The organism is Actinokineospora lacus, from assembly GCF_053813445.1.
The window spans coordinates 23,890-42,919 of record NZ_JBQERA010000011.1 but is presented as its reverse complement, the minus strand read 5'-3'; the positions used below and the strand labels follow the sequence as shown (position 1 = coordinate 42,919).

Annotated in this window: 15 protein-coding genes; 6 read left to right on the top strand and 9 right to left on the bottom strand. The window is 72.4% G+C overall.

Annotated elements, in window-relative coordinates:
- Window positions 1-60: 60 nt before the first annotated feature.
- On the bottom strand, window positions 61-1,299 hold the full coding sequence (mshC, locus tag ACTG9Q_RS24980) for a cysteine--1-D-myo-inosityl 2-amino-2-deoxy-alpha-D-glucopyranoside ligase (protein ID WP_455575326.1): 1,239 nt from the start codon (window positions 1,297-1,299) through the stop codon (window positions 61-63).
- Between the two features lie 157 nt (window positions 1,300-1,456).
- On the opposite strand from mshC, the gene ACTG9Q_RS24975 reads away from it, so the two are divergent.
- A complete protein-coding gene (locus ACTG9Q_RS24975) occupies window positions 1,457-2,632 on the top strand; it encodes a S8 family peptidase (RefSeq protein WP_455575325.1) in 1,176 nt (391 codons plus the stop codon).
- Window positions 2,629-2,874 carry a hypothetical protein gene (locus tag ACTG9Q_RS24970; protein WP_455575324.1) on the top strand — a complete coding sequence of 82 codons (246 nt, stop codon included), beginning with the start codon at window positions 2,629-2,631 and terminating at the stop codon, window positions 2,872-2,874. The genes ACTG9Q_RS24975 and ACTG9Q_RS24970 overlap by 4 nt, the downstream gene beginning before the upstream one ends.
- A gap of 29 nt (window positions 2,875-2,903) precedes the next feature.
- On the opposite strand, the gene ACTG9Q_RS24965 is transcribed toward ACTG9Q_RS24970, so the two are convergent.
- Entirely contained in the window at window positions 2,904-3,695 is a 792-nt protein-coding gene (locus ACTG9Q_RS24965) for an ion transporter (protein WP_455575323.1), read from the bottom strand.
- A 127-nt stretch (window positions 3,696-3,822) separates the two neighbouring features.
- Between ACTG9Q_RS24965 and ACTG9Q_RS24960 the strand changes: the two genes are divergently transcribed.
- A complete protein-coding gene (locus ACTG9Q_RS24960; RefSeq protein WP_455575322.1) occupies window positions 3,823-4,734 on the top strand; it encodes an anti-sigma factor RsbA family regulatory protein in 912 nt (303 codons plus the stop codon).
- A 77-nt stretch (window positions 4,735-4,811) separates the two neighbouring features.
- Here ACTG9Q_RS24960 and hrpA read toward each other — a convergent pair whose 3' ends face one another.
- Entirely contained in the window at window positions 4,812-8,705 is a 3,894-nt protein-coding gene (gene hrpA, locus ACTG9Q_RS24955) for an ATP-dependent RNA helicase HrpA (RefSeq protein ID WP_455575321.1), read from the bottom strand.
- 202 nt (window positions 8,706-8,907) lie between these two features.
- Between hrpA and ACTG9Q_RS24950 the strand changes: the two genes are divergently transcribed.
- Entirely contained in the window at window positions 8,908-9,369 is a 462-nt protein-coding gene (locus tag ACTG9Q_RS24950) for a DUF6319 family protein (protein ID WP_455575320.1), read from the top strand.
- Window positions 9,370-9,508: 139 nt separating this feature from the next.
- Window positions 9,509-10,930, top strand: coding sequence for an SDR family NAD(P)-dependent oxidoreductase (locus ACTG9Q_RS24945; RefSeq protein WP_455575319.1), 1,422 nt, complete (start codon window positions 9,509-9,511; stop codon window positions 10,928-10,930).
- Here ACTG9Q_RS24945 and ACTG9Q_RS24940 read toward each other — a convergent pair whose 3' ends face one another.
- The 6 genes from ACTG9Q_RS24940 to ACTG9Q_RS24915 all read right to left on the bottom strand — a co-directional run bounded on the left by ACTG9Q_RS24940 (window position 10,931) and on the right by ACTG9Q_RS24915 (window position 17,447).
- Window positions 10,931-11,353: a response regulator gene (locus tag ACTG9Q_RS24940; protein WP_455575524.1), complete on the bottom strand. Its 423-nt coding sequence runs from the start codon at window positions 11,351-11,353 to the stop codon at window positions 10,931-10,933.
- 11 nt (window positions 11,354-11,364) lie between these two features.
- Window positions 11,365-12,930: a sensor histidine kinase gene (locus tag ACTG9Q_RS24935; protein WP_455575318.1), complete on the bottom strand. Its 1,566-nt coding sequence runs from the start codon at window positions 12,928-12,930 to the stop codon at window positions 11,365-11,367.
- A 22-nt stretch (window positions 12,931-12,952) separates the two neighbouring features.
- Window positions 12,953-14,113 (bottom strand): PP2C family protein-serine/threonine phosphatase, encoded by a 1,161-nt coding sequence (locus ACTG9Q_RS24930; RefSeq protein ID WP_455575317.1) that lies wholly within the window; start codon window positions 14,111-14,113, stop codon window positions 12,953-12,955.
- Between the two features lie 248 nt (window positions 14,114-14,361).
- Entirely contained in the window at window positions 14,362-14,997 is a 636-nt protein-coding gene (locus tag ACTG9Q_RS24925) for a DUF998 domain-containing protein (RefSeq protein ID WP_455575316.1), read from the bottom strand.
- A 48-nt stretch (window positions 14,998-15,045) separates the two neighbouring features.
- Window positions 15,046-16,089 (bottom strand): hemolysin family protein, encoded by a 1,044-nt coding sequence (locus ACTG9Q_RS24920; protein ID WP_455575315.1) that lies wholly within the window; start codon window positions 16,087-16,089, stop codon window positions 15,046-15,048.
- On the bottom strand, window positions 16,086-17,447 hold the full coding sequence (locus tag ACTG9Q_RS24915) for a hemolysin family protein (protein ID WP_455575314.1): 1,362 nt from the start codon (window positions 17,445-17,447) through the stop codon (window positions 16,086-16,088). Before ACTG9Q_RS24915 ends, ACTG9Q_RS24920 begins: the two co-directional genes overlap by 4 nt.
- 473 nt (window positions 17,448-17,920) lie before the next feature.
- Here ACTG9Q_RS24915 and ACTG9Q_RS24910 point away from each other — a divergent pair, with 473 nt between their 5' ends.
- Window positions 17,921-19,015 carry a tryptophan dimethylallyltransferase family protein gene (locus tag ACTG9Q_RS24910; protein ID WP_455575313.1) on the top strand — a complete coding sequence of 365 codons (1,095 nt, stop codon included), beginning with the start codon at window positions 17,921-17,923 and terminating at the stop codon, window positions 19,013-19,015.
- The last annotated feature ends 15 nt before the right edge of the window (window positions 19,016-19,030 follow it).

Genomic DNA, 19,030 nt, shown 5'->3' with positions numbered 1-19,030 from the left:
CAGCCAAACCACCCGGCAGTTAAGTCACCCGGCAGCCAGGTCACCTGACAATCAGGTCACTTAGAGCGTCACCCCGACCAGGGCGTCCACCGCGACGCGGACCAGGGCGGGCGCTTCGGGGTCGGAGCCGACGCCGCGCAGCGCCTGCCCGGCCCACGCGTCCACGGCCGCGAGCGCGCCCGGGGTGTCGAGGTCGTCGGCGAGGTGATCGCGCAGGCGGGCGACGAGCGCGGCGCCGTCGGGCCCGGAGTCCCTGGCCGCCGCCGCGCGCCAGCGCTCCAGCCTGGCCACGCCTTCGGCGAGCAGGTCGTCGGTCCAGGCGCGGTCGGTGCGGTAGTGCCCGGACAGCAGCGCCAGCCGCACCGCCATCGAGTCGACCCCGTCGGCGCGCAGCCGGGAGACGAAGACGAGGTTGCCCCGCGACTTCGACATCTTCTCCCCGTCCAGCCCGATCATCGCCGAGTGCGTGTAGTGCCGGGCGAAGGGGTGCTCGCCGGTCAGGCACTCGGCGTGCGCGGCGCTGAACTCGTGGTGCGGGAAGATCAGGTCCGAGCCGCCGCCCTGCAGGTCGATCCCCATGCCGAGGCGGTTCAGCGCGATCACGCTGCACTCCACGTGCCAGCCCGGCCGCCCGGCGCCCAGCTCGCTGTCCCAGCTCGGCTCGCCGGGGCGCGCCGAGCGCCACAGCAGCGCGTCGAGCGGGTGGCGCTTGCCCGGCCGGTCCGGGTCACCGCCGCGCTCGGCGAACAGCGTCGCCATGGTGTCGGCGTCGTAGTTGGACTCGTAGCCGAAGTGCCCGCCCGCGGTGTGGTCGAAGTAGACATCGGGGTACTCCGGGTCGTCGGCTCGGTAGGCGCTGCCGCCCGCCATCAGCTTCGCCACCGCCTCGACGATCTCCGGGACGGCCTCCACCGCGCCGACGAACTCCCGCGGCGGCAGCACCCGCAGCGCTTCCATGTCCTCGCGGAAGAGCGCGGTCTCGCGCATGGCCAGGACCACCCAGTCGTCCTGGTCGCGGGCGGCGCGCTCCAGCAGCGGGTCGTCGACGTCGGTGACGTTCTGGACGTAGTGCACGTCGTGGCCGTTGTCGAGCCAGAGCCGGTGCACGAGGTCGAAGGCGAGGTACGTCGCCGCGTGGCCGAGGTGGGTGGCGTCGTACGGGGTGATCCCGCAGACGTACATCGTCGCGGTGGGCCCCGGCGCGGTGGGCCGGACCTCACCGGTCGCGGTGTCGTGCAGCCGGAGGGGCCGCGGTGCCCCCGGCACCCGCGGAACCGGCTGGGAGAGCCAAGTCTGCATGGTCCCGACAGTAAACGTCCCTCGTCTGTTCGGGGTGGCCTGGCCGAATACCGGAACAGCCATGCGTCCATTTGTGTGATGCCCATTACATTGACAGGCCGTCGTGCGACCTAATCAACAGGTGGGGCAGGAACGTCCAAGGAATCGAGGCGGGAACATGACCACGGCGGAGAATGACGTCACCGGCCGATACCTGGTGCTGCTGGAGGACGACTCGGTCGCGGCGGGCACCAAGGCACTCAGCCAGGTCGCGGGCATCACCGCGGCCAGCACCGCGGACGCCGGTGTCGACATGAGTTTCGACGCGAGCCAGGGCGTGGTGCTGCACCAGCTCGGCGTCGCGGTGGTCAACGCCGACGAGGACCAGGCCATGGCGCTGGCCAGGGCCGCCATCGGGCCCGGCCCGATCGCCGTGCTCGAGCAGGAGCGGCGGGTGTACGCCATCGCCGCACCCGCCCCGGCCGGGAACTCCGACACCCTCGACGAGTCGGTGTTCACCTGGGGCCTGCAGGCCGTGTGCGCGCAGCTGAGCACGGCGACGGGCAGGGGCATCCGGATCGCGGTGCTCGACACCGGGTTCGACCTGGCCCACCCGGACTTCGCGGGCCGCGAGGTCGAGTCCAGCTCGTTCGTGCCCGGCCAGGAGGTTCAGGACGGGCACGGCCACGGCACGCACTGCGTCGGCACCGCGTGCGGGCCGCGGGAGCCCGCCGAGGGCCCCGGCTACGGCGTGGCGTACGAGTCGGAGATCTTCGCCGGGAAGGTGCTCAGCAACGAGGGGTCCGGCTCCGACGGCGGCATCCTCTCGGGCATCGCGTGGGCGCTGGGCAACAACTGCCCGGTCGTGTCGATGTCGCTCGGCGCGCGCACCCGGCCCGGGGACCCGTACTCGCGCACCTACGAGCGGGTCGCGGCCAGGGCGCTCGCCCAGGGCACGCTGATCATCGCCGCCGCGGGCAACGAGTCCAAGCGGGAGGACGGCGTCGTGGCCCCGGTCGGGCACCCCGCGAACTGCCCGTCGATCCTGGCCGTCGGCGCGACCGACGTGGCCTCGCGGCTGGCCTGGTTCTCCTGCGGCACGGTCGACACCATCGGCGCGGTGGACCTCGCCGCGCCCGGCGTCGACGTGCACTCGGCCTGGCCGATGCCGCTGCGGCACAACCGGATCAGCGGGACGAGCATGGCCACCCCGCACGTCGCCGGGATCGCCGCGCTGATCGCGCAGGCCACCGGCGCGCGCGGCCTCGAGCTGTGGGCGCGGCTGGCGCAGACCGCGCGCCGGATGCCGCTGCCCTCCACCGACGTCGGCTGTGGCCTGGTGCAGGCTCCGTGACCGATCCCGTCGAGCGGGTGCTCGTCGTCCTGGCCGACTCCGGACTGGCCCGGCTGCCCGAGGTGGTGGCCGGGCTGGAGGCCGCGGGCCTGCTGGTGGAGGAGATCCTCGACGCCGTGGGGGTGATCACGGGCACGATCGAGCACGGCGCCATCAGCGCCCTGCTGGCGATCGACGGGGTGGACGACATCGAGCCGGTCACCACGGTCCAGCTGCCCCACCCCGACAGTGAACTCCAGTAAGCGACCTCCAGCAGCGAAACCACCGCGGGCTAGAGACCCGGTGGCGACGGCTCGGGCAGGTCGCGGTGGTCGCCCGCGCGCACGGCGCCGCGGATCTGGTCGATGTTCTCCCTGAGCATGTCGCTGATCAGCTCGTCGGTGCGCGGGTCGGCGAGGATCTCCAGGAACACCCGCAGCACGGCGTCGGTCACGGTGCCGAGGATCTCGTCGTGGAACGGGAGGATCGAGAGCCTGCCCACCTGCCGGTCGTGCTTGATCTTCTCCAGCACCATCGCCCGGATCTCGGCCCGGTTCTCCTCAAGGGCAGCGGAGATGTTGCGGGCGTAGTGGCCGGTGCGCAGCACCGAGACGACCTCCTCGAGGACCGCGACCGTCAGCGGCTTCTTGATCAGGTCGACCACCGGGTCGATCAGCGCGCCGCCGAAGCGGCCGAGGGCGCGGTAGGCCAGCTCCTCCCCCACCGACCGGTGCACCGGCCTGCCCACCCGGGTGAGCAGCACGGCGATGCGCACCACGCGCAGCAGGCGGAAGGAGCGCAAGGCCAGGTGCGCGACCGGGACCATGCCGACCACGTCGTACCAGTTCACGCGCAGGAACCGGGCCTGGAACCCGGTGGCCCGCCAACGCCAGAGGAACTCGACCAGGAACACCGCGCAGAAGCCCCAGTCGACGCGCACGATGATCGCCGCCACCTCGGCGGGCGGGTCGAAGAACGTCCGGTACACCAGCAGGCCGACCGAGACCACGGCGAGGACCATCATCAGCCAGTCGTCGAGGCTGACACGGAGCTTCTTCGGCGAGCCCGCCAGGGAGACGACCATGGTCCGACACGATCGCACGGCCGGGGAACGCGGGCCACACCGGACAGGTCGCAGCGGGTCGCCGCTTTGGGTACCCTGGCGTCGGTCGTCCGGGGCCCCCGAGCCCGGCCGATGCGGAGGACGCCCCATGACCGCACGAGGATTCGCGCACCAAGCCCTCGTGTACACCGACACCGCTGACCTGGTTTCCGGGTCGGTGTCGTTTCTGCGCGCCGGTCTCGCCGAAGGCGAGTCGGTGTTCGCGCTCGTCCCGCCCACCACCGCCGAGCCATTACGCGCGGCCTTGGGCGATGACGCGCCCTCGGTGCGCATCCTGAACATGGCCGAGGTCGGCGCGAACCCGGCGAGGATCGTCCCCGCGCTGCGCGAGCTCGCCGACACCGCCGAGGGCGGGCGCGTGCGCGGGATCGGCCAGTCGTGGTGGTCCGAGCGCAGCGCCGCCGCCGCCGCGGAGGTCATGCTGCACGAGGCGCTGCTGGACATCGCCTTCGCCGACACCGCGGACTTCCAGCTGCGCTGCCCGTACCCCGTCGGCGCGCCGCGGTGGATGGAGTCCTGCCACCGCACCGTGGTCGAGGCCGATGGCGAGCGGCCCGGCGTCGGCTACGACCCCGACCTGGCCGCCGACACGTTCTGCGCCCCGCTGGACGACGACCCGGTCGCCTCGGTCGACATCGCCCACTTCAGCCTGGACGACCTCCCCGAGCTGCGCGACCTGGTGACGATCCGGGCAGGCGCGGCGGGCCTGGACCGCGACCGCGCCCTCGACCTGACCCTGGCGGCCAACGAGATCGTCACCAACAGCGTCTGCCACGGCGGCGAGCGCGGCACCCTGCGCCTGTGGACCGAGCCGGAGGCGGTCGTCTGCGAGGTCAGCGACAGCGGCCACCTGGACTCCGCCCTGATCGGCCGGATCGCCCCGCTGCCCTCGGTCCGCGGCGGCCGCGGCGTCTGGCTGGCCAACCAGCTGTGCGACCTGGTGCGCATCCGCTCGTGCCCCAAGCGCGGCACGGTCGTGCGGCTCTACATGATGTTCTAGAGCGCCGTCCTCATGTTCCAGGGTGCCGTCCTCTGGGGCACCGTCTTCTGAGGCGCCGCGTTCCAGGGCAGCGCGTTCTAGGGCGTCAGCTCGGCGATCGCCGTGTGGACGCGCTTGTCCGAGACCGGGCCGCTGGTGCCGAGGGTCTGGGCGAAGTAGCTGATCCGCAGCTCCTCGATCATCCACCGCACGTTCCGCACCCGGTCGCTGTCCTGGGCCCACTGCGGGAGCTTGGCCAGCAGTTCGTGGTAGGCGTCCTCCAGGTCCTGCACGATGTGCATCCAGGTCCGGTCGCGGTCGGGGCGCTCGGGCAGCTTGTCCAGCCTGCGCTCGATGCCGCGCAGGTACCGCTCGACGTCGCCGAGGCGGGCCAGGCCGGTGGCGGTGACGAAGCCGGGGAACACCAGGCCCGCGACCTGCTCGCGGACGTCGGCGAGCGGCTCGGTGAAGATCGGGCCGCGGGTGGCGCCCAGCCTGGCGGTGACCGACTGCCAGGCCGCGACCACGGCGCGGACCTGGTCGAGGGTGTCCATCACCGTCGCGACCATGCCCTTGCGGACGGACTCGCGCAGGCGGGTGAACCCGGGCTCGTCCCACGCCGGGCCGCCCGCGGCGGTGACCAGGTGGTCGGTCGCGCAGTCGACGCAGTCGGCGAGCAGGGCGTTCACGCTGCCGTGCGGGTTGTGCGACAGGGTCAGCTTGGCCTGGTTGGACAGCGCGCGCACGACCGGCTTGACCGGCGACGGCACGCCGAGGCGCACCAGCCGCCTGGTGCCGAGCCACATGGCCTGGCGCTGCTCGGGCTCGGTGTCGAACATCCGCACCGACACCGACGTGCCCTCGTCCACCAGGGCCGGGTACGCGGTGACGGCCATGCCGTTCTGCTCGGTGCGCGCCACCTTCGGCAGCGCGCCGATCTTCCAGTCGGTCAGGCCGGTGCGGGCCAGGTCGGCCGACGCGGCGGTCAGGGACTCGCGCAGGCGGGCCTTGAGAGTGCGCTTGAGCGCTTCGAGGTCCTTGCCCGCGGCCAGCGTCCTGCCGTCGTCGACGACCTCGAACGTGGTGCGCAGGTGGTCGGGGACGGCGTCGAGGTTCCAGGCGTCGCGCGGGACCGCGACGCCGGTGAGGGCCTTCAGCTCGCGGGCGACGGCGTCGGGCAGGGACGGCTCGTCGGGGGCCAGCCGGGCGACGACGGCCTTGGCGAAGTCCGGCACCGGGACGAACGCGCGGCGCAGCGGCTTGGGCAGCGAGCGGATCAGCGCGGTGACCGCCTCGGCGCGCAGTCCCGGCACGGTCAGGGAGAACCCGTCGCCGGTGAGCTGGTTGAGCACCGCGATCGGCACCGTGGCGGTGACGCCGTCGTCGGCGCGGCCGGGCTCGAAGCGGTAGGTCAGCGGCAGCGTCAGCCCGCGCTGGGTCATGGTGTCCGGGAACGACTCCGGGGTGACGTCGCGCGCGGAATCGTTGACCAGCAGCTCTTTGGGGTAGGTCAGCAGGTCGGGCTGCTCGTGGCGGGTCTTCTTCCACCAGGTGTCGAAATGGCGCGCGGAGACGGCGGTGGCCGGGATGCGCTGGTCGTAGAAGGCGAACAGGGTCTCCTCGTCGACGAGGATGTCCCGCCTGCGGGCCCGGTGCTCCAGCTCCTCCACCTCGCGCAGCAGTTCGCGGTTGGCGTGGAAGAACCGGTGCCGGGTCTGCCAGTCCCCCTCGACCAGGGCGTGCCGGATGAACAGGTCGCGGGACAGCACCGGATCGATCCGTCCATACTGGACTTTCCGGGAGACCACGATCGGCAGCCCGTAGAGGGTGACCTTCTCCATCGCCACGACCGAGCCCTGCTTGGCCTCCCAGTGCGGCTCGCTGTGGGTGCGCTTGACCAGGTGCTCGGCCAGCGGCTCGATCCACTCCGGCTCGATGCGCGCGGCGATGCGGCCCCACAGCCGCGAGGTCTCCACCAGCTCGGCGGCCATCACCCAGCGCGGCGGCTTCTTGGCCAGCGTCGACCCGGGGAAGATGGCGAACTTGGCGTTGCGGGCGCCGAAGAACTCCCGGCCCTGCGGGTCGCGGAAACCGACGTGCGACAGCAGCCCGGCCAGCAGCGCCGTGTGCACGTTGCGCGGCTCGGCCGGGGTGTCGTTGACCGCCATGTCGAGCTGGCGCACGACCTGGCGCAGCTGGGAGTGGATGTCCTGCCACTCGCGCACCCGCAGGTAGTTCAGGAACTCCGCCCTGCACGTCTTGCGGAACCGGTTGCTGGACAGCTCCTTCTGCTGCTCCCGCAGGTGGTTCCACAGGTTGAGGTAGGACAGGAAGTCCGAGTCGGGGTCGGCGAAGCGGGCGTGCTTCTCCGCGGCGGCCTGCTGCTGCTCCTGTGGGCGCTCGCGCGGGTCCTGGATGGACAGCGCGGCGGCGATGACCATGACCTCGGCCACCGCGCCGGTCCTGCCCGCCTCGACCACCATGCGGCCCATGCGCGGGTCGACCGGGAGCTGGGAGAGGGTGCGGCCCACCGGGGTGAGCGCCTTGCCGTCGGCGGTGAGCGCGCCGAGCTCGTGCAGCAGGTTGACGCCGTCGGCGATGTTGCGGCGGTCGGGCGGCTCGAGGAACGGGAAGTCGGCCATGTCGCCGAGGTCGGCGGCGGTCATGGCCAGGATGACCGAGGCCAGGTTGGTGCGCAGGATCTCCGGTTCGGTGAACTCGGGGCGGGCGAGGAAGTCGTCCTCGGTGTAGAGGCGGACGCAGATGCCGTCGGAGGTCCGGCCGCAGCGGCCCTTGCGCTGGTTGGCCGAGGCCTGCGAGACCGGCTCGATCGGCAGGCGCTGCACCTTGAGGCGGTTGCTGTAGCGGGAGATGCGCGCGGTCCCGGGATCGACCACGTAGCGGATGCCGGGCACGGTCAGCGACGTCTCGGCGACGTTGGTGGCCAGCACGACCCGCCTGCCGCGGTGCGCCTGGAAGACCCGGTGCTGCTCGGCGGCGGACAGGCGGGCGTAGAGCGGCAGGATCTCGGTGTCGCGGAGTTTGCGCGCGGTCAGCGCGTCGGCGGTGTCGCGGATCTCGCGCTCACCGGAGAGGAACACCAGGATGTCGCCGGGGCCCTCGGCGCACAGCTCGTCGACGGCGTCGAGGATGCCCTGCACCTGGTCGCGGTCGGGGTCGGCGTCGGGGTCCTCGGGGTCGACCAGCGGCCGGTAGCGCACCTCGACGGGGTACGTGCGGCCGGAGACCTCGACGATCGGGGCGTCGCCGAAGTGGCGGGAGAAGCGCTCGGGGTCGATCGTCGCCGAGGTGATGACGACCTTCAGGTCCGGGCGCCTCGGCAGCAGCCTGGCCAGGTAGCCGAGCAGGAAGTCGATGTTGAGGCTGCGCTCGTGCGCCTCGTCGATGATGATCGTGTCGTACTGGCGCAGCAGCCGGTCGCTCTGGATCTCGGCGAGCAGGATGCCGTCGGTCATGATCTTGACGAGGGTGTTGGGCCCGACCTGGTCGGTGAAGCGCACCCGCCAGCCCACGACCTCGCCGAGGTCGGTGCCCAGCTCCTCGGCCACCCGCTCGGCCACCGTGCGCGCGGCGATCCGCCGGGGCTGGGTGTGCCCGATGTGCCCGGTGACCCCGCGGCCCAGCTCCAGGCACATCTTGGGGATCTGGGTGGTCTTGCCCGAGCCGGTCTCGCCCGCCACGATCACCACCTGGTGATCGCGGATGGCGGCCATGATGTCGGCCCGCTTCGCGCTGACCGGCAGTTCCTCGGGGTAGCGCGGCACCGGCACGACGGCCCGGCGGGCGGCGACGCGGGCCTCGGCGGCGGCCACGTCGGCGGCGAGGCGGGCCAGGACCGCCCGGCGCTTGTGGGGGTCGCGCAGCTTCCGCAGGCCCTCGAGCCTGCGGCCGAGCCGGTCGTGGTCGTGGGCCATCAGCCCGGCCAGCCGGTCGCGCAGGTCCGCGGGCGAGGCGTCGAGGTCAGTGCTCATCTCGACACCAGCCTAAGCAATGCCCGGCTGAGAGTTCATCCGGTTTCCGATGGCGGCGGCCCGCGGCCCCGCCGACGTGGGCGCGCCCGCCGCACAGACCGCTGACCTGCGGGCCGTCCGCGTCGGCCGCCCCCGCCGCTGTCGAACATGCGAACGGGTGTTCTAATTCACTCCGGTCCAGCAGGAGTCTGAGAGGGAGTGGATGGTGTCCACCGATACCGAGACCGTGCCCGTGGAGCACGCCCCAGCGCTGAACGGGGTGTCCGCGGGAGCTGACCCAGCCCCGGCGGCCGAGCCCGAGGCGCAGGCCGCCCCGGAGCCCGAGGCCCCCGCGCCCGCCCCGGCGAAGAAGCCCCGGGCGGCCAAGGCGCCCGCCAGCACGGCCAAGAAGACCCGCACTGTCGAACTGACCCTGACCGTCACCGGCACCGCCGACGGCGAGTGGCAGGCCGAGCTGAGCCAGGGTGGCAAGCGCGTCGTCCAGGGCCTCGCCGTCCCGGCCGCCGCCGTCTCCCGCGCCGCCGCCGAACTCCACACCGACATCTCCGAGGCCATCGAGTCGGTCCTGGAGACCGCCCGCGAGCAGCACCGGGTCCGGATGGCGGAGCTGGAAGCCGAGCTGAACAAGGTCAAGGCCGCCCTGGCCGATCTCCAGGAGGGCTGAGGTCCACAGCCGTACCCGCCCGTCGCGCCCGGTGCGCGGCGGGCGGTTCCCTGTCCGGGATCTCCCGCTGTCCGGGATTTTCCCCAGGCCAGGATCTTCTACAGTGGGGCCGCACAAGAGACGTCTAGGCAGGGACCACATGACAGCCACATTCGAGGACACGGTCGACGCGGGCGAAGCGGGCATCGACGCCGAACGGCTGCGCACCTGCCTCGACGTGCTCGCCGAGGTCGAGGCCCTGCCCGACGACCACCCGCACGCCGTGGCCGTGCGCAGGGCCACCGCGGGGATCTACAAGGCCGTCCGCAAGCAGCGCAAGGCCACCAAGCGGGCCGCCGTCCAGGCCAACGACCGCGCGGTGATCGCCGCGACCGCGACCGGCTCGCCCCAGCGCATCGATGACGAGACCCGCGGCATCCCGCTGATCTCCAACGCGCCCGGGGCCGTCGCGGGCAGGCTGCTCAAGGCGGGCGCCTGCTACGTCTGCAAGCAGCGCTACACCCTGGTCGACGCCTTCTACCACCAGCTCTGCCCCGACTGCGCGGCCCTCAACCGCGCCAAGCGCGACGCCCGCACCGACCTCTCCGGCCGCACCGCCCTGCTCACCGGCGGCCGCGCCAAGATCGGCATGTACATCGCCCTGCGCCTGCTGCGCGACGGCGCCCACACGACCATCACCACCCGCTTCCCCACCGACGCCGTGCGCCGCTTCGCCGCCGAGCCCGACAGCGCCGACTGGCTGCACCGCCTGCGCGTCGTCGGGATCGACCTGCGCGACCCCGCCCAGGTGGTGGCCCTGACCGACCTGGTCGGCGGCAGCGGCCCGCTGGACATCCTGATCAACAACGCCGCCCAGACGGTCCGCCGCTCCCCCGCCTCGTACGCCGCGCTGGCCGCGGCCGAGAGCGCCCCGCTCCCGGCGGGCCCGCTCCCGGAGGTCATCGCCCTGGGCCGCGCCGACCGCGCGCACCCGACCGCGATCACCGGGATGGTCGCGCCGGACGAGGTCACCGCGCGCGCCCTCACCGCGGGCACCGGGGACGGCATCGACGCGGGCGGCCTGATCCCCGACCCGCACCCGGAGAACAGCTGGACCCACCGCGTCCACGACGTCGACCCCGTGGAGCTGCTCGAAGTCCAGCTGTGCAACCAGACCGCGCCGTTCATCCTCGTCAGCAGGCTGCGCCCGGCGATGACGCGCTCCAGCGCGCGCCGCAAGTACGTGGTGAACGTCTCGGCGATGGAGGGCGTCTTCGCCCGCGGCTACAAGGGCGCGGGCCACCCGCATACCAACATGGCCAAGGCCGCCCTCAACATGCTCACCCGCACCAGCGCCGAGGACCTGCGCGGCGACGGCATCCTCATGACCGCCGTCGACACCGGCTGGATCACCGACGAGCGCCCGCAGCCCACCAAGGAACGGCTGGCCGACGAGGGCTTCCACGCCCCGCTGGACCTCGTCGACGGCGCCGCCCGCGTCTATGACCCCATCGTGCGCGGCGAGGGGGGCGAAGACCTCTACGGCGTCTTCCTCAAGGACTTCGCCCCCGCCGCGTGGTGATCAGGGCAGCTTGACGACCGTCACGAAGAACTCGTCGATCTTCCGGATGACCTCGATGAACCGGTCGAAGTCGACGGGTTTGGTGACGTAGGCGTTGGCGTGCAGCTCGTAGCTGCGCTCGATGTCCTCCTCCGCCTCGGAGGTGGTGAGGACCACGACGGGGATGGCGCGCAGGGCGGCGTCGGACTTGATCTCGGCCAGTACCTGGCGGCCGTCGAAACGGGGCAGGTTCAGGTCGAGGAGGACCAGGTCCGGGCGGGGGGCGTCGGCGTACTCGCCCTCGCGGCGGAGGAACTGGACGGCCTGCTCGCCGTCGCGGACGACGTGGAGCTCGTTGCGGATCTTGTAGTGCTCGAACGCCTCGCGCGTCATCAGGACGTCGCCGTCGTCGTCCTCGACCAGCAGGACGTCGATGATCTTCATGTCCGCTTCGGTCACCGGGATTCCTCGCTCTTTTCAGTGTTTCCGGGCGATTCGCCGTCGTTCTCGGGCGACTCGGCGTCGACAAGGGTATCCGCTGCCGGGAGGGTGAACCGGAAGCGCGTGCCCCCAGTGTGCTCCTGGTCCAGCCAGATGCGGCCACCGTGGTACTCGACGATCTTGCGGCACATGGACAGGCCGATCCCCGTCCCGGGGTAGTCCCCCTTGGCGTGGAGCCGCTGGAAGATCACGAACACCCGCTCGGCGTACTCCGGCTTGATGCCGATGCCGTTGTCGGTGACCGAGAACTCCCAGGTGTCACCCTCGCGGACCGCGTCGACCCGGATGCGGGGGGCCTGCGGGCCGCGGAACTTCACCGCGTTGCCGATGAGGTTCTGGAACACCGCGGTCAGCAGGGCGGACTCACCGCGGACGGCGGGCAGCTCGCCGGTCTCGATCACCGTCGCCGACTCCTCGATGACGGTGGCGAGGTTGGCGGTGGCCTGCCCCACCATGTCCGCGGTGGAGACGGTCACGTGGTCGTTGACGTGCCTGCCGACCCGGCTGAACGCGAGCAGGTCGTTGATCAGTCCCTGCATGCGCTTGGCGCCGTCGACGGCGAACCCGATGTACTGGTCGGCGCGGTCGTCCAGCTGCCCCTTGTACCGGCGTTCGAGCAGCTGGCAGAAGCTGGCGACCTTGCGCAGCGGCTCCTGCAGGTCGTGCGAGGCGACGTAGGCGAACTGCTCGAGCTCGGAGTTGGAGCGGGCGAGGTCCTCGGTCCGCAGGTCGAGTTGGGCGTTGACGCGGCGCTGCGCGGCCAGTTCGTCCAGGATGCGGGTCCGCATGGAGTCCACGTGCCCGGCGAGGGTGACGATCTCGCGTGGACCCCCGACTGTCGGCGCGTGTTGGAAGTCGCCGTCGGAGACCCGGCGGACTTGGTCGGCCAGGCTGGTCAGGGGGCCGACGACGGCGCCGCGCAGGACCAGGATGAGCAGCACGAACACCAGGAGCAGGATCACGGCGAAGCTCACCGACACGGTCACGAACCGGTTGGAGGCCAGGTCGAGCTGGGTGCGGGCCCGCTCCCGGAAGATGCCCAGGTCGCGCTGGAGCCGCTCGGATGCGCCGCGGACGGCGTCGAAGCGCTGCTTGGCGTCCTCGGTGCGCTCGGGCAGTGGCTCCTTGATGCCCCGCTGGACCAGGCCGATGACGGGCGTGGCGTACTCGGTGCGCCAGGCGTTGACCTGCGCTTCCACCCGCTCCAGGCGGATCAGGATGCCCGGGCGCCCGTCGGAGTGCGACCGCAGCGCCTCGGCGGCGCTCACCTGCCGGTCGACCCCCTCGACGTAGGGCTCCAGGAAGGTGTCGTCCCCGGTGAGGACGTAGCCGCGCACCCCGCTCTCCTGGTCGAGCAGCGCCGCGTCCAGCCGCAGGGCCTCCTGCACGGCCGGGTCGATGCGGTCGACCAGGTCGGTGCGGTTCGCCGACAGCGACGCGATGGCCAGCGCGCCGACCACGAGGGCGGCCAGGCACATCGTGACGGCTACGCCAATGGTGACGGTGATCCAGCGTCGCAACGGCCAACGGCCTCGGCCGCGGTCAAGCATCGGCGATCCTGGTCAGCATCAGAGCGGCCACGTCGTCCACAAGGTCTCCCTGGTTGAGCGCGCACACCGTGCGGATGAGGTCGTCGAGCAGGGTGACGCGCCAGCCGCCCCCCGCGGTGGCGAACTGCCCCGCCATCTCCGCGAGGCGCTCGGGGCCCAGGCGTTCGGCGCCCGCGCCGATGCGGCCCTCGATGAGGCCGTCGGTGAACATCAGGACCGACCACTGCGGACCCAGCTTCACCGTGCGGGCCTCCCACTTGGCGGAGTCGAGCACGCCGAGCGGGACGCCGATCGGCGCGGTGAGCAGGGAGGCGCCGTCCGGGGTGAGCACGACGGGCGCCGGGTGGCCCGCCATCCGCAGGTCGGCGGTCTCCCGGTCGGGATTGACGGAGAGGGTGCAGACGGTGGCGAAGAGGCCGTCGAGGTGGCGTTCGTGGACCAGGACGCGCTGCATGGTGTTGAAGACCTCGTCGACAGGGCGCCCGGCCAGGACCAGGGCCCGCCAGGCGACGCGCAGGTAGACGCCCAGGGCGGCCTCGTCGGGGCCGTGGCCGCAGACGTCGCCGACCATGCAGTGCACGGTGCCGTCGTTGCCCTGGACGACGTCGTAGAAGTCGCCGCCGAGCAGGGCGCGCTGGCGGCCCGGCTGGTAGCGGAAGTCGGCCTGCAGGCGCGGGTCGTCCATCAGCGGCGAGGGCAGCAGGCCGCGCTCCAGGCGGGCCTTCTCCATCGCGAGCAGGCGTTCCTCGCGCAGCTGCCGCTGCATCTCCTCGGCCCGCACCCGGCCGACGGCGTAGCGGATGACGCGGGCGAGCAGGTCGCCGTCCACCTCGCCCTTGAGGAGGTAGTCCTGCGCGCCCGCGGCGACGGCGGCCACGCCGAGCTGGGCGTCCGCCCGGCCGGTGAGCACCACCACGGCCACCCCGTCGGGGTTGTCGAGCAGGCGCAGGCCCTCCAGCCCCGAGGCGTCGGGCAGGTCGAGGTCGAGCAGGACGCAGTCCTGGCCGCTCAGGTGCTGCCTGGCCTCGGCAACCGATCGCACGGTGGTGAGCCGGATATCCGCCCCGCTGTCGACGAGCAGCTCGCGCACCAGCAGGGCGTCACCGGGGTCGTCCTCGACCAGCAGAACGCTGACGACGTCGCGTGCGGCCACGGACACATCCATGTAACCGGCTCCATGGTGACTGACGGGGTCTGACAAGGCTTTGCGATCGTAGTCGCACGCGAGCCCGGTGCCACCACGGGACGCGCGATGGTCACCGGCCCAGGGTGGCGGCACGCTCGCGGTGCGCGCAACCGCGGGCTGTGACGGTGCGCCGAGCGGTCATCGGCCAGACCGGGACGGTGTTCTCCGACTGGCTCATGGCCGCGGACCGGCTGCGCGGCAAGGCGTCGCCGCCCTCACTGTGGGACTGCTGCCCGACGGTTGACCCGCAGCAGACCCACCACCAGCACGGCCAGCCCGGCGACGCCGAACCCGGCGATCATCCGCTCCACCAACCCGAGCGGGACGAAGCGCCACCAGCTGACGCCGCCCATGGCCATGTTCACCACGCCGACGACGATGGTGCCGAACCAGGCCAGCGACGCCGCGCTCAGCGCGCGGGCGAGCAGGCGCCAGCCCGCGGCGGCGGGAAAGACCGCCCCCGCCGCGACCAGGACCGCCAGCGGCAGGGACACGAAGGCGGCGACGCTCGCGTAGCGGTGGATGAGCCCGCCCACACTCGGGCCCACCGACCAGTTCGTCTTGGTGAAGACCACCACCAGCAGCAGGCTGACCGTCCACACCGCACCCAACAGCACGGCGAAGCGCCCGTGGCCGCGGCGCGCCAGCTCGGCGAACACCAGGGCAGAGCCCGCCGCGATCAGGATGACCGCCAGGTCGAAGGCCCACTTGCCGGGGCCGAGGGCGTACTCGCTGAGCGTGCGCCGCACCGGGCTGATGCCGCTGGTCGGCGGCACGACGTGCAGCACGAGGAAGACCGCGACTCCGCCCAGCAGGGCGGACAGTCCCAGTGCGGGCCGGAGGCGATCCACAAGGACAGCGTAGGCAACCACCCTGAAAGAAGACTGTGAACGCCCGGCCTACCGATCCGTCTCGTCGTCGAACTCGCCGAGGATCTCCTCCAGCAGGTCCTCCATGGCGGCCAGGCCGACGACCGCGCCGGAGTCGCCGCGCACCAGGCACAGCTGGGCGCGTTCGGCGCGCATCACCGCGACCGCCTCGGCCGCGGTCTGCCCGGCGGGCAGGACCAGCGCCTCGGTCATCAGCTCGCGCGCGGTGGCGCGGCGGCCCGACGACGCGGCGCGGACGGCCTCGCGGACGTGGACGATGCCCAGGGGGTCCCCCGACGGGTCGGCCGGGTCGAGGACGACGAGGCGGGAGCGCCCGCTGTCGCGGCTGACCGCCTCGATCTCGGCGGTGTCGGCGCCCACCGGGACGGCGACGAGGTCGGCACGGGGGGCCATGACGTCGGTGACGGTGATCCGGCGGACGTCCAGCGCGCCCGCGAGCATCCGGGCCTGCTGCTCGGGCAGCAGGCCGTGTTCGCGGGACTCGCGCAGCAGGACGGCGAGGTCGTCGGGGCCGTGCGCCTGGGCGAGGGTGTCCTGCGGCTCCACGCGGGCCAGCCGCAGTGTCGCGTTGGCCACCTTGTTCAGCGCCAGCAACAGGGGCTTGGTGAAGGTCGTGAACGCGCGGAAGGGCAGCGCCAGCATCATCGCGGACTTCTCCGGGTGCGAGATGGCCCACGACTTGGGCGCCATCTCGCCGACCACCATGTGCAGGAAGACGACGATGACCACGGCGAGCACCAGCCCCACCGCGCCCGCCCAGCCCTCGGGCAGGCCGACCATGGCGAACAGCGGAGACAGCAGCTCGGCGAACGCGGGCTTGGCCAGGGCGCCGAGGCCCAGGGTGGCCAGGGTGATGCCGAGCTGGGCGCCCGCGAGCATCAGCGACAGGTTGCGGCTGCCGTGCACCGCCGCGCGCGCCGCCCGGCTGCCCGCGGCCGCGTGCTCCTCGAGCCGGTGGCGCTTGCTCGCCACGAGGGCGAACTCGGCCGCGACGAAGAACGCGCTGCCCACCAGCAGGAACAGGGAGACGACGAGGGACCAGCCGACGCTCACGCGCTCACCTCCGCGTCCCGGACCCTGATCGTCACGTTGGCGGGCACGTGCCGCGCCACGTCCACGACCTCGATCACCGCGACGTGGCGCCGCGGCGGCTCGTCCTGCCCGCCGTCGGACTCCTCCGGGAGCGCCGCGGGGACCTCGACCCGGTCCCCCGGGCGGGCCGTGCGGCCCAGCCGCTCCAGCACGAGCCCGCCGACGGTGTCGTAGGACGGGCCCGCGGGCAGCTCGATGCTGGTCGCCTCGGCGATCTCGTCCACGCGCCAGCGCGCGGGCAGCGACCACGAGCCGTCGGGGTGGGCGACGGCGGCGGCCTCGGCGGTGTCGTCCTCGTCCAGGATCTCGCCGACGACCTCCTCGGCGACGTCCTCGAAGCTGACCACGCCCGCGAACCCGCCGAACTCGTCCACGACGACGGCGAGCTGGCGGTGCTCGGCGCGCAGCCGCTCCAGCACCTCCGGCAGGGGCAGGCTGTCGGGCAGCAGCAGCGGCGGGGCGGCGATCGCGCCCACCGGCACCGACCCGCGCTCGGCGACCGGCACCGTGAGGAGTTCGGCGATGCCGACCACCCCGACGACGTCGTCGACGTCCCCGCCGATCACCGGGAACCGCGAGCGGCCGGTGTCGAGCAGCTCGACCACCCGGCTGGCGGGCTCGTCGGCGAGCAGGGTGTGCACGTCCACCCTCGGGGTCATGACCTGTCCCGCGACCAGGGTGCGGAAGTCGAGGCCGCCTTCGAGCAGCCGCGAGGTGCCCTCGTCCAGGTGCCCGCCGGTGCGCGACTCGTCGATGATGCCGCGCAGGTCCTCCGCGGTGGCGCCGGTGGGCAGCTCCTCGACGGGCTCGATGCCCACCGCGCGCAGCAGCCGGTTGGACGCGCTGTCGAACAGCCGGATGACCGGCCCGAAGACGGCCAGGTAGATCAGCGTCGAGCGGCTCAGCGAGCGGGCCAGCGCCTCGGGCTTGGCGATGGCGAGGTTCTTCGGGGCCAGCTCGCCGAAGACCATCTGCACGCCGGTGGAGAACAGCAGTGCCAGCACGACCGACAACGCGGTCGTCACACCCGCGGGCAGGCCGCCCGCCCCGATCAGCTCGGCGATCCCCCGCCCGAGGAACGGCTCGGACACGTAGCCGACGAGCAGCGCGGTGACGGTGATGCCGAGCTGGGCGCCGGAGAGCATGAACGACAGGCGCTCGGTGACCCGGTGGGCGCGCTCGGCGGCCTTGTCGCCCGCCGCCGCGGCGGTGCGCAGCTTGCTGCGGTCGACGGCGACGTAGGCGAACTCCTGCGCGACGAAGTACCCGGTGGCGACGGTGAGCAGCAGGATCGACGCGATGCCGAGCAGGATCAGCACGGCGGACCCGCCGCGGGAGGCCGGGCGCTACCCGGCGCGGGACTACAGCCCTCGGAACTCATGCGCCTCACGCTAACACGACGAATCGGGCGGCGCCGCGTTCGGCGGACCGCGCGCCGACCCGGGAGCGCACCCGTCCCCACACGTATAGTGATCATCACAAGCAGGTCACGGCGACGGACGGAGCTGTCGAACGATCGGCGTCAATACAGATCACCCCGCGCACCGCGGGCGCGTATTCGCCAAATTGCCATTCAGCGCAGCAATAGTCTGGAGCAACTGAGAGTAACCGATTGGGCCGTCATAGCACAGAAACGGCGAAACGGGCAACATTACATTCCTTTGTCGTAATCTCTCACCCTCGGTGATGAGCGGTGAGGGGGAGATCACCAGCTTGGCGGGTGGTGAGGCTTGCGCGTCACCCGTACGTTTGCTGACGGACGTCGGCCAGTCGTGTGCACAATCCTGGAGTCATGATGCGTGGGAAAACGCTCGGTGAAAACGCCGACGCCCAATTATCGGCGCTCGGCGACGCCATCGGCTTGGGGCCGACCACCGACGAGGTGCGCGCACTGGTGCGGGAACTGCTCGGGGAGTCCGGGCACTGGCCGCTCGACCACCCGCGCTGGCCCTCCGAGGTCGCCGACGACCACTCGCCGCTGGAGTACTCGGTGGCCTTCGACGCCCAGGGCGTCCCCACGCTGCGCGTCCTCGTCGAGTGCCTGGCCGAGCAGCCCTCGCCGAGGGCCAACCAGCAGGCGGCGCTGGCCGCGATGGCCCGCCTGGGCAGCACGCTGCCGCTGGCCCTGGACCGCTTCGCCGCGGTGTCGGGCCAGTTCCTGCCCGAGGACCCCGTGGGCCCGTTCTCGGTCGGGTTCTCCGTGGTCGCCCGCCCGGACAGCACACCGGTGCTGAAGGTCTACCTCAACCCGAACGCGCGGGGACCGATGCAGGCGCCCACCCTGGTGGCCCAGGCGCTCGACCGGCTGGGCTTCACCGGCGGGGAGCAGCAACTGCGCTCCAAGATGCGCGGTCTGCACACAGTGGACCGCTACTCGTTCTTCGCCCTGGACCTCGACGACCGCCCGGCCGCGCGGGCGAAGGTCTACATCTCGCACTACCACGCCACCGGCGCCGACATGCGACGCGCCGCGACCGCGAGCCGGGAGGGCAACGCGGTGGAGGTCAGCGAGTTCTGCTCGCGCGCGGCGGGCACCGACGGCCCGCTCGACGGGCGCCCACTGGTGTCGGCGTACACGTTCCTGGAAGGCGACGGCGCCACGCCCAGCGGCTATTCCCTCTACGTCCCCGTGCGCGACTACGTCGCCGACGACACCGTCGCCCTGGACCGAACCCTGAACCTGGCCCGCCGCTACGGCATCACGCCCGACGCCGTGCGCGGGGCGGTCGAGGCGGTCCGCGGCCGCGACCTCGCGGCCGGGCCGGGGCTGATCGCCCACCTGTCGCTGCGCACCGGGCCGCCCCGGCCGGGCATGACCGTCTACCTCTCCGCGGAGGGCTACGGCATGGCCCAGCCCAGCGCGGCGAGCCGCGTCGGCGCCGCCTGACCTGTCGTCGAAGTC